This window comes from Bradyrhizobium manausense (assembly GCF_001440035.1).
In the GTDB taxonomy this organism is placed as follows: Bacteria; Pseudomonadota; Alphaproteobacteria; order Rhizobiales; family Xanthobacteraceae; genus Bradyrhizobium; species Bradyrhizobium manausense.
This window is the reverse complement of record NZ_LJYG01000101.1, coordinates 180561-191102: the sequence shown is the minus strand read 5'-3', so window position 1 is coordinate 191102 and position 10542 is coordinate 180561. Positions and strand designations below refer to the sequence as shown.

Here is a 10542-nt window from a genome sequence, read left to right as displayed (position 1 = left end):
GATCCGAACCTGCTTTATTTGTGGCGTGTCGGCATTCGACCTGCGGCTGGAAGATAGAAGCCGGATGAATCGGGAGATTCACGTCCGGTTTCGTGAGCACCTCGGGGTGAGATTCCCCGGGGTGACTCGACCGACCGTGACCCGCTTGAGGTCCTGGCTGCGCAACGCGCCGGCCTCGTGCGCCACCCTTAAGCTCTCGGCCAGCAACAGCTCCAGCTTGTCGCCAAGCCGCTTGCGCCAGTGGCTCAGGTCCGAGCGCTCATGCGGGAACGCGTGCTGAAAGAACTCTTCACCGGTGAAGTACTGGAAATACGGGTCGTGGACCCAGCGCTCGCACACCCCCTCATCGGACAGGCCGTATATGTGCTTGAGCAGCAGCAGCCCGATCATGAAGCGGGTCGCGATGCCCGGCCGACCGTTCTCGCTGTAGAGCGGCGCGAATCTCGCCGTCGATCCAGTCCCAGTCGACCTTGCCGGCGAGCTGAACCAGCTCGTGCTTCATGTTGATGATCTGGTCCAGCCTGGCCCGGAACAGATCGCCCGATCCCGTCGCTTTGGGCTTCTTCGGTCGCATCGCCACCTCCGATGCGAGGACGGAATCATGACTGGCGATTCGATGGAATCCTCAAAACGAAATTGCAGGGTTCCGATGCCCGAAGCATCAAAACCCTGCAATCCCAAAACAGGCCACAACGAATATTGCGATCCCAGCTCAATCGCTTAGCCGCTCTTCACGGACGACTTGTTCACAAGCGGCATCGCCAAGCTCATCCGGCACCATCGCTGGATACGGATGTATTCGGCTTAGTCGGGTCTCACCAGCGAGTGACGCAACTGATGGTCAGGTCAAGTCTTTCCTGGCCCGCAAATTCCGTGCGGCGCTGCAGGTAAAATTGACGAGGGCCCTTTCAGGCGGCCGAGCAGTCCCCGACATGTCTACCGTGACGACGTTGAGGTCAAGCCCATCGCGGTCCCAGTCCCGACGCTGGCGACACCGCCAGAGGCTCCCTCTCGACGTCCCGAGCGAAACTGGCTTCTGCAACGAGCCGGGCTTCACATGAGCCCCAGGGCTTAGCCATGGACTAGAGTTAGTTTCTGCAAAATATCCCGCGCCGAAACTAATATCCAAGAGCTTTATAGTCACCGCTGACGTGCGCTTACGTACACAACAGCGCGCGGGTGTTCGCATTGACGACTTTGGGACGCACGGCGAATCTATTTTTGATGAGCCAATATTTTTGATGAGCCAATAGGGGTGGCTATGCGTCGGCATCTAGGACAGAGAAACGGCGGAGAGCAGATCGGACGGAGCTTATCCTCAGACCCAAAAATCCCCTTCGCGCAGCGCTTGACCTGTACGATTGATGAAGCGTGTCAGGCGACCGGCTTGGGCCGGACCAAACTCTATGAACTCATAGGAGCAGGGCAGCTCGACACGAGAACCGTTGGACGTCGCCGACTCGTACTGGTTCGCTCGCTCCACTCCCTGCTCGATCTCAATTGTTCAACGACGGACCGAGCCGAAGGTATTTCGTAGCAGCGGTCTTGGGATTGGGCTGCGTCCGAGGTTACGGGCTGACCCGACGTTGAGCCCGGCTGCCCAAGTCCGGCCCGCACCGTTGGCCGGCGAACCCATTCCCCTCTCCCAGTCCAGCGCCGATTCCAAGCGCGGTGGGGGCACCGTGGTCCCCCGCGGTTCCGGTCAGTCGGGCGTGTTCGCGCCGTATCAGTGGTGGGGCGGATGGTGGGGCGGTAGCGAAATGTCGCAAACTTTCCGCAGAAAAAAGTAAGGCGCGACTGGCATCACCACAGTCGCGCCCTACGTCGCCGGCTTATGGGGCAGGGGGGAATAGCCGGCTGTTGAGACGACTCCCGGGCACGAGAGTCGTTCCAGGCGGGCGCAAAATTTTTTGCGGCTTTTTGTGCGCTCTGGCGTGAATTTGGCACACGGTTAAGTGATCTTAACTTTTGGGAAACTCCGGTCCTCCCCTCGCGTTGTTCCCGCGATCGCCATGGGGCGAGGGACCAATAATCATGTCACAGATTCAAAAGGTATTTTTTGGTGCCGTTGCGCTCGTCGCGACGCTTGGCGCCGTCCAGGTCGGCGCCGTGCAGCTGGCTTCCGGCCAGGATCTGGCCGACCGCTGGGAAGCGCTCGCTGACCAGCCGGGCCAGACGTCGGGCCGCAACCTCGCAACTCATAACGTGAATCGCACCAGCAAGTCCGACCGCCTCGCCGACCTGAAGCCGGCGGCGGTTCCGACGCGCACGGTCTCGATGCGGTTGAACGACCTGGCCGATACGTCCGTGCTGCTGCGGGTCCCCGCGACCAACGAGACCGGCAGCGCCAAGCCGGCGTCGTTGCTTCTGACGCCGGGCCGCAAGCCGACGATTGCCTGCGAGCCGATGGTCAGCTCCCTGACCGAAGTCGCCAAGCTGCTGCAGCCCGGTCGCTGCGTGACCTGACCGGCCTGATCGACTTGGCCCGCGCAAAAACGTCCTCCTGCGGGGGGGCGGCTTTGCGCGTCCACTTGATCCGCTCTCCCATCGCGTTATATCCCGGCTTTCTCCATTTTGGATTGACCGGGTAAACGCATGACGACGTCCGATACCGCCACGCATACGCAGCCTTTCCAGGCCGAGGTTTCCGAGCTGCTGCACCTGATGGTGCATTCCGTCTATTCGGAGACCGACATTTTCCTGCGCGAGCTGGTCTCCAACGCCTCGGATGCCTGCGACAAGCTGCGCTATGAGGCGATCGCAAATCCGGCCCTGCTGGGCGAGGGCGATGCGCTCAAGATCCGCATCATCCCGAACAAGGCAGCCGCGACGCTGACCATTGCCGATAACGGCATCGGCATGGAGCGGCAGGAGCTGATCGACCATCTCGGCACCATCGCCCGCTCCGGCACCAAGGCCTTCGTGTCGAAGCTGAAGGAGGCCAAGGACGGGCTTGGCCTGATCGGCCAGTTCGGCGTCGGCTTCTATTCGGCCTTCATGGTCGCCGAGAAGATCGTCGTGATCAGCCGCCGCGCCGGCGAAAGCGACGTGTGGAGCTGGACGTCGTCGGGCGGCTCCGGCTTCGAGATCGCGCGCGCCAGTGACGAGGAAGCGGCGCGCGTTGCACGTGGCACCGAGATCGTCCTGCACCTGAAGGACGACGCCAAGAAATATCTCGAATCCTACGAGATCGAGCGCATCGTCAGTGCCTATTCCGACAACATCCTCTTCCCCATCGAGCTGGTGCCGGAAGAGGGTGAGCCGCGCCAGATCAATTCGGCGAGCGCGCTGTGGCAGCGCGCCAAGTCCGAGCTGACGGCGGAAGACTACAAGAAGGCCTATCAGCAGATCGCCTCCGCCTTCGACGATCCCGCGATGACGCTGCACTACCGCGCCGAGGGGCGCTACTCCTACGCCGTGCTGCTGTTTGCGCCCTCGACCAAGCCGTTCGACCTGTTCGAGCCGAACCGTAAGGGCCGGGTCAAGCTCTATGTTCGCCGCGTCTTCATCACCGACGATGCAGATCTGTTGCCCGGCTACCTCCGCTTCATCCGCGGCGTTGTCGACAGCGAGGATCTTCCGCTCAACATCTCGCGCGAGATGCTGCAGAACAACCCGCAGCTGGTGCAGATCCGCAAAGCCGTGGCGACCCGTGTCGTCAACGAGCTCGAAAGCCTCGCCGAGAAGGATGCGGAGAATTTCGCAAAGATCTGGGACGCCTTCGGCGCCGTGCTGAAAGAGGGAATCTACGAGGATTTCGAGCGCCGCGAGAAGCTGCTGGCGCTATCGCGCTTCACCACGACGTCAGGCGAGAAGCGCGCGCTCAAGGACGTCGTCGCCGATTTCAAGCCGAACCAGACCGAGATCTATTATCTCGTCGGCGACAGCATCGAACGGCTGAAGTCCAGCCCGCGGCTGGAAGCTGCGACCGCACGCGGCATCGAGGTGCTGCTGCTGTCCGATCCGGTCGATGCGTTCTGGACCTCGATGCCATCGGAGTTCGAGGGCAAGCCGCTGAAGTCGCTGAGCCAGGGCGATCTCAATCTCGACCTGATCCCGCGCGTCGACGACAAGGACGAGGCGAAGAAGGACGAGCCTGCCGCGGACGAGGCCGCCACCATTGCGGTGATCAAGGCGGCGCTCGGCGAGCGTGTCAGCGACGTCAAGGCCTCGACCCGCCTCACCAGCTCCGCCTCCTGCCTCGTCGCCGACAGCCAGGGTCCGAGCCGCGAGCTCGAGCGCATCCTGGCGCAGCAGAACCGCGGCATGCGCACCAAGCCGATCCTGGAGATCAATTTGCGTCACCCCATGGTGACGGCGATCACCAGGGCCCAGGCCGGCTCGACGGCGGTCGATGATCTCAGCCTGCTCCTGCTCGAACAAGCGCAGATCCTGGATGGTGAGCTGCCGGAAGATCCGGCCGCGTTTGCGGCGAGGCTCAACCGCCTGGTGCTGCAGGGGCTGGGCGGGTAGTGCGAGCCGCGCTCACCTTGCCGTCATTGTCCCCAGGAACAGTCGCCACTGGCGTGGTGTTGTGCCATAGGAGGGCGTCGGCGTCGGATCCGTCGACGCCACCGATTTGAGGAAATGTCCGATGCGCCTCCCACTCCTGACTCTCACTGCCATCGCCGCGCTGTTCGTCGCGGCGGATGCCAGCGCCCAGACGTATGATCCGAACTATCCGGTTTGCATGCACGTCTACTCGGGCGCTACCGGCGGCGCCGGTGGCGGTGGCGGCGGCTGGTTCGAATGCACATTCACGTCGCTGGAGCAGTGCCGCGCCTCGGCGTCGGGCCGCGCGGCCAGCTGCGACCTCAATCCGTACTTCGCTTTCAATGAGCCGCCGCCGGAACGTAGGCGTCACAAGAAGGTGTACTGAAGCGGCGAGCTATTCCTTCCTGATGCCCGATAGCTCGACCACCTTGCGCCATCGCTCGGTCTCGGCGGCGAGCATGCCGCCGAACTCGCCGGCATTGCCATGCAGCGGGATCGCGCCGAGTTCGGCAATGCGCGCCTTGATCTCGGCATCGGAGAGCGCCGTATCGATCTCGCGATTGAGCAGGTCGACGATCTCGCGCGGTGTGTCATAGGGCGCACCGACGCCGTAAAACGAGGATGTTTCATAGAAGGGCAGCGTGTCCGCGATCGGCGGCACGTCAGGCAGGACGTCCGAACGCTCGCGCGTGGAGACGCCGAGCGCGCGCAGCTTGCCGGCGCGCACCAACTCGAAGGACGAGGTGACGTTGTCGAACATGCCCTGGATCTGGCCGCTCATCACGTCGGTCAGAGCAGGCGCGGAGCCGCGATACGGCACATGTGTGAACTGCACGCCGGCCATCGACTTGAACAGCTCGCCGGAGAGATGCAGCGAGGTGCCGATGCCAGATGAGGCGATCGACATCTTGCCGGGATTGGCCTTGGCATAGGCGATGAAGTCGGCGACGTCTTTCACCGGCAAATCGTTGTTGACGACCAGCAGCAGCGGAATGCGTGCGACGCCGGCGACGGGCGCGATGCCCTTGGCGAAGTCATAGGGCAGCGCCGGATCGAACGAGGCGTTGATCGCGTTCGCGGTCGAGGTCAGCAGCAGCGTGTATCCGTCCGGTGCGGAGCTGATCACGGCCTGCGTGCCGATATTGCTGCCGGCGCCCGGCTTGTTCTCGACGATGAATGTCTGGCCGAGCCGGTCGGACAGCCGCTGGCAGATCAGTCGTGACAGCGCGTCGGTGGCCCCGCCCGGTGCGTAAGGCACTACCCATTTCACGCTGCGCGAAGGATAGGAGGGGTTGCCGATCGCAAAGGCGCGCGGCGCTGCGAGCCCAGCCGCAGCGCAGGCCACGGTCTGAACGAAACGTCGCCTGGTGATCATCGTGGCCTCCAGCTCATGGCGCGCACCGCGCGTCCGAATGACTGGACTTGCTATCGCAAGAATCGCGCGCGGCCGCACGCCGATCCCGCCGGCTTGGTAAAGGATGATCGCGGTTAATCGAGAGCTAACCGGGTTTTACCTTGTCTCTTAACACCTGGGCAGGCCGCGCGAGATAAGCTGCCGGGACCAAGCTGATACTGCGCGAAAGAATGAACGGCATGACCACTGGTGTCATCGAGCAAGCCAAGGCCGGACGCGCGCCTTCGGCCTCAAAGATCTGGCTGAAGGCGATCGAGCTGACTGCGCGGATCGAGACGCTGCCCGGCCGCCTGTTCGCCGACGTCGTCGAGGATTGGGCGCGGCGCCAGCCCGACCGCGTCGCGCTGGTGATGGACGATGCCGCGCTCGACTATGACAGCCTATCGAGACGCATCAATCGCTATGCCCGCTGGGCCCGCTCGGTTGGCGTCGTCAAGGGCGACACAATCGGCCTGATCATGCCGAACGGCATCGATTACGTCGCGGCTTGGCTTGGCATCAGCGGGGTCGGCGGCGTGGTGGCGCTGCTGAACACCAAACTTGTCGGTCGGTCGCTCGCGCATTGCATCGATGTGGCAAAGCCCTCGCATCTCATCGTCGCGCACACCTTGACGGAGACGCTTGGGAGCGCGATTCCGCATCTGAAGACCGAGGCGAAGATCTGGACCCATGGCGATGCCCGCAGGGAGCGCGCGATCGATGTTGCGCTGGCCGCGCTCGATGACGGGCCGCTGTCGCCGGAGGAGCATGGCGACGTCACCATCGATGACCGCGCGCTGCTGATCTATACGTCGGGCACGACGGGCCTGCCGAAGGCTGCCAGCATCAGCCATCGCCGCATCCTCAATTGGGGCTTTTGGTTTGCTGGCCTTGCCGGCGCGACGCCGCAGGACCGGCTGTATGACTGCCTGCCGCTGTTCCATTCGGTCGGCGGCATCGTCGCGCCGTGCAGCATGCTGGCCGCCGGAGGCTCGGTGGTGATCGCGGAGAAGTTTTCGGCGTCGAATTTCTGGCCCGACATCGTCAGGTACGATTGCACGCTGTTTCAATACATCGGCGAGCTCTGCCGCTATCTGCTCAAGGCGCCGCCGTCGGAATACGAGAACCGTCACCGATTGCGGCTCGTCTGCGGCAACGGCCTGCGCGGCGACATCTGGGCGGATTTCCAGTCGCGCTTCGCTATTCCCCGCATTCTCGAATTCTATGCGGCGACCGAAGGCAATTTCTCGCTGTTCAATGTCGAGGGCCAACCGGGCGCGATCGGCCGCATCCCGCCGCTGCTGGCGCATCGCTTTCCGGCCAGTCTCGTCAAGCTCGACCCCGACAGCGGCATGCCACTGCGCAATGACGAAGGATTCTGCATCGCCTGCGCCCGCGGCGACGCCGGCGAGGCGATCGGCCGCATCGGCAAGGCCGAGGAGGGTGGCGGCCGCTTCGAGGGCTATACCGATGCTGAGGAGACCGAGAAGAAGATCTTGCGCGACGTCTTTACCAAGGGCGATGCCTGGTTCCGCACCGGCGATCTGATGCGGCTCGACGACAAGGGCTTCTTCCATTTCGTCGATCGCATTGGCGACACCTTCCGCTGGAAGGGCGAGAACGTCGCGACCTCGGAGGTCAATGACGCCGTGCGCGATTTCACCGGCGTGGTCGATGCCACGACCTATGGCGTCAGCATTCCCGGCACTGACGGCCGTGCCGGCATGAGCGCGATCGTGGTTAACGAGGGTTTTGACATCGAAGCGCTGCCGGCTCATCTCGCCCGCCGCCTGCCGGCCTATGCCCGTCCGGTTTTCATCCGCATCTCGCGTGAGCTCGATGCCACCGAGACCTTCAAGCAGAAGAAGGGCGATCTCGCCCGCGAGGGGTTTGACCCCGCCGGCATCGCCGAACCGCTGTACATGCTCGAGCCGAAATCCGGCGCGTATGTTGCGCTCGATCGAGGCGCATATGCGCAAATCCTGAACGGTACGATCAGGCTGTAGGCGGCAAAATCCGCAGATAGGTCCAATTTTATCTGAATTGTCCAAGAGCCCATTTACTTCTGTCGGGTAAACAGGCCGGCATGGGAGGCGGTCATCAAGAGCCGCCGCAAGACATAAGATCGATTAATTAACTCAGGAAGAGGCGAGCCAGCCATGTCGGTAAGGTCCAAGGTCATCGAGGCGATCCAGCAGATCGCCAAGGAACAGAACGTCGCGCTTCCCGCGCTCACCGACGATCTGTCCCTGCATGAGACAGGCTTTGATTCGCTCGCCTTCGCGATCCTGGTCGCCCGTCTCGAGGACGAGACCGGCGTCGACCCCTTCACCATTTCCGAGGACGCCGCGTTCCCCGCCACCGTGGGTGATTTCGTGCGGGCCTACGAAAATGTCCCCGCGTGAAATCTTTGCGCTTCGCGACTATCTGAGTCCGGAGCTGACGGGGCGCACGCTGTCGGACGCGCATCATTGCGTTTCGCTGACAGATATCCTGTCGCAGACGGTCCTTGGCGGCCGCTTGTGCGAACTGTCCGGCCGCGCCGTCCTGTTGAAATTGTCCGACCAGCTCCGCTCGGGCCTTGCCATGATCGAGCTCGACGGCATCGCCCGTCGCATGCTGCTGTGCCCGCCCGACCTCAATCCGGCGCATCTTGACGCATTGATCGCCGATGCCGGGATCGATGCGGTCGTCACCGACGAGCCCGATCGCTGGGCCGACGCCGGCGTGTCGCTGGTCGTGACCGCACAATTGCCGCTTCAGGCCACCACGCCCGCGAAGACCGAACGCGCAACCGAATGGCTGATGCTGACCTCGGGCACATCGGGCGTGCCGAAGATCGCCGGTCACACGCTGGAAGCGCTCACCGGCGCGATCGTTGCCGAAGGCCCTGCCAAGGGACCCGCGCCGGTCTGGGCCACGTTCTATGACATCCGCCGCTATGGCGGCTTGCAGATCTTCCTCCGCGCCATCCTCTCCGGCGGCTCGATGGTGCTGTCGGACCCGCATGAAGCGCTCGCCGATCACGTTGCCCGGCTGAACGCGCGCGGGGTCTCCCACATCTCCGGCACGCCATCGCATTGGCGCAAGCTCCTGATGAGCGGCTCGGCCGCAAAGTTTGCACCCGGCTACGTTCGGCTCTCCGGTGAGATCGCCGACCAGGCCGTGCTCGATGGTCTGAAGGCAGCTTTCCCGAACTCTTCCGTCGGCCATGCCTATGCCTCGACCGAGGCCGGCGTCGGCTTCGCCGTCAATGACGGGCTCGAAGGTTTCCCGGCCGACTATCTCGGCAATCGCAACGGCGTCGAGATGAAGGTCGTCGATGGCTCGCTGCGCATTCGCTCGACGCGCACCGCGCACGCCTATATCGGTCGCAATGCCGCCGCGCTCACCGATGCGGACGGATTCGTCGACAGCGGCGACATCGTCGAGCTGCGCGGCGACCGCTATTATTTCGTCGGCCGCCGCGGCGGCATCATCAATATCGGCGGGCTCAAGGTCCACCCCGAAGAGATCGAGGCGGCGATCAATCGGCATCCCGATGTCAGGATGTCGCGGGCAAAGTCGCGCCGCAGCCCGATTACCGGCGGCATCGTCGTCGCCGACGTGATTCTCACTGAGGGCACCGATCCGGCACGCGCGAAGGAGATCCGCGACCAGATTCTGGATCAGTGTCGCGCCCAGCTCGCCTCGCACAAGGTGCCGGCAGTGATCCGCTTTGTCGAGGCGCTCGACGTCACCCCGGCCGGCAAACTGGCGCGCACCGATGCATAACGTTCTTGTCACCGGCGGCAGCCGCGGCATTGGCCTTGCGATCGGCAGGCGCCTCGTCGGCGCCGGCTACAACGTGATCGCGGCTGCGCGGCGCGAGAGCGACGAACTCAATTCGGCGATCGCCGCCTCCGAGGGGCGTCTGCATTTCCGTGCCTGCGATCTCTCGGTGATCGATGCGATCCCCGCGTTCGCAAAGCTCGTGCGCGACGAATTCGGCCCGATTTACGGGCTCGTCAACAATGCCGGCCTCGGCACCGAAGGCCTGCTCGCCACCATGCACAATTCGGCGATCGAAGCGCTGGTGCAGCTCAACGTGCTGTCGCCGATCATCCTCACCAAATATGTCGCGCGCCAGATGATGGCCGACGGCGCGGGCCGCATCATCAACATCTCCTCGATCATCGCGACGACAGGATATAACGGCCTTTCGGTCTATGGTGCGACCAAGGCGGCGGCGACCGGCTTCACCCGCTCGCTGGCGCGAGAGGTCGGCAAGCTCGGCATCACGGTCAACGCGGTTGCCCCCGGCTTCATCGATACCGAGCTCACGCACAATCTCTCCGACGAGGGTCGCAAGCGCATCGCCGGCCGTAGCGCGCTGCGCCGCCTGCCGGAGACCGACGACGTCGCGCGTATGGTTGAATATTTGCTGGGCGAGGGCGGTCGCAACGTGACAGGCGCCGTGTTCACGATCGACGCCGGGAATACGGCCTGAGACGGAACCCGGCCGACAAATGATGTTGATCCGGCGCGATGACAACGAGCCGGATTTGGTCGTAAGATGCCGCCTCATCGATTGGGTTACGTCAATCGAACTTCCCTAAAGGAAAGGGAGCAGTCCATGGCAACGCCAAGCGTCAAGGCTGCGATCAAGGGGCGGG

At 63.5% G+C, this 10542-nt stretch carries 9 protein-coding genes and 1 pseudogene; 8 read left to right on the top strand and 2 right to left on the bottom strand.

The window, feature by feature from the left end; all coding sequences use genetic code 11:
- Positions 1-132: 132 nt before the first annotated feature.
- A pseudogene (locus AOQ71_RS43880) lies at positions 133-574 on the bottom strand (transposase); the annotation flags it as partial.
- A 687-nt stretch (positions 575-1261) separates the two neighbouring features.
- Here AOQ71_RS43880 and AOQ71_RS50380 point away from each other — a divergent pair.
- From AOQ71_RS50380 to AOQ71_RS25905, 4 genes are all read left to right on the top strand, one after another.
- A complete protein-coding gene (locus AOQ71_RS50380; protein ID WP_083514494.1) occupies positions 1262-1537 on the top strand; it encodes a helix-turn-helix domain-containing protein in 276 nt (91 codons plus the stop codon).
- 497 nt (positions 1538-2034) lie between these two features.
- On the top strand, positions 2035-2466 hold the full coding sequence (locus AOQ71_RS25915; protein ID WP_057752869.1) for a hypothetical protein: 432 nt from the start codon (positions 2035-2037) through the stop codon (positions 2464-2466).
- A 129-nt stretch (positions 2467-2595) separates the two neighbouring features.
- Entirely contained in the window at positions 2596-4473 is a 1878-nt protein-coding gene (htpG, locus tag AOQ71_RS25910; protein WP_057752867.1) for a molecular chaperone HtpG, read from the top strand.
- 121 nt (positions 4474-4594) lie between these two features.
- Positions 4595-4879, top strand: coding sequence for a DUF3551 domain-containing protein (locus AOQ71_RS25905; RefSeq protein ID WP_057752865.1), 285 nt, complete (start codon positions 4595-4597; stop codon positions 4877-4879).
- A gap of 9 nt (positions 4880-4888) precedes the next feature.
- Here AOQ71_RS25905 and AOQ71_RS25900 read toward each other — a convergent pair whose 3' ends face one another.
- Complete coding sequence (locus tag AOQ71_RS25900) at positions 4889-5869, bottom strand: Bug family tripartite tricarboxylate transporter substrate binding protein (protein WP_057752863.1); 981 nt, start codon at positions 5867-5869, stop codon at positions 4889-4891.
- Between the two features lie 209 nt (positions 5870-6078).
- Between AOQ71_RS25900 and AOQ71_RS25895 the strand changes: the two genes are divergently transcribed.
- The 4 genes from AOQ71_RS25895 to AOQ71_RS25880 all read left to right on the top strand — a co-directional run bounded on the left by AOQ71_RS25895 (position 6079) and on the right by AOQ71_RS25880 (position 10376).
- A complete protein-coding gene (locus AOQ71_RS25895) occupies positions 6079-7893 on the top strand; it encodes a long-chain-acyl-CoA synthetase (protein ID WP_057752862.1) in 1815 nt (604 codons plus the stop codon).
- Between the two features lie 153 nt (positions 7894-8046).
- A complete protein-coding gene (locus AOQ71_RS25890; protein WP_057752860.1) occupies positions 8047-8292 on the top strand; it encodes an acyl carrier protein in 246 nt (81 codons plus the stop codon).
- Positions 8279-9661, top strand: a complete 1383-nt coding sequence (locus tag AOQ71_RS25885; protein WP_057752858.1) for a class I adenylate-forming enzyme family protein — start codon at positions 8279-8281, stop codon at positions 9659-9661. Before AOQ71_RS25890 ends, AOQ71_RS25885 begins: the two co-directional genes overlap by 14 nt.
- On the top strand, positions 9654-10376 hold the full coding sequence (locus AOQ71_RS25880; protein ID WP_057752856.1) for an SDR family NAD(P)-dependent oxidoreductase: 723 nt from the start codon (positions 9654-9656) through the stop codon (positions 10374-10376). Before AOQ71_RS25885 ends, AOQ71_RS25880 begins: the two co-directional genes overlap by 8 nt.
- Positions 10377-10542 lie beyond the last annotated feature (166 nt).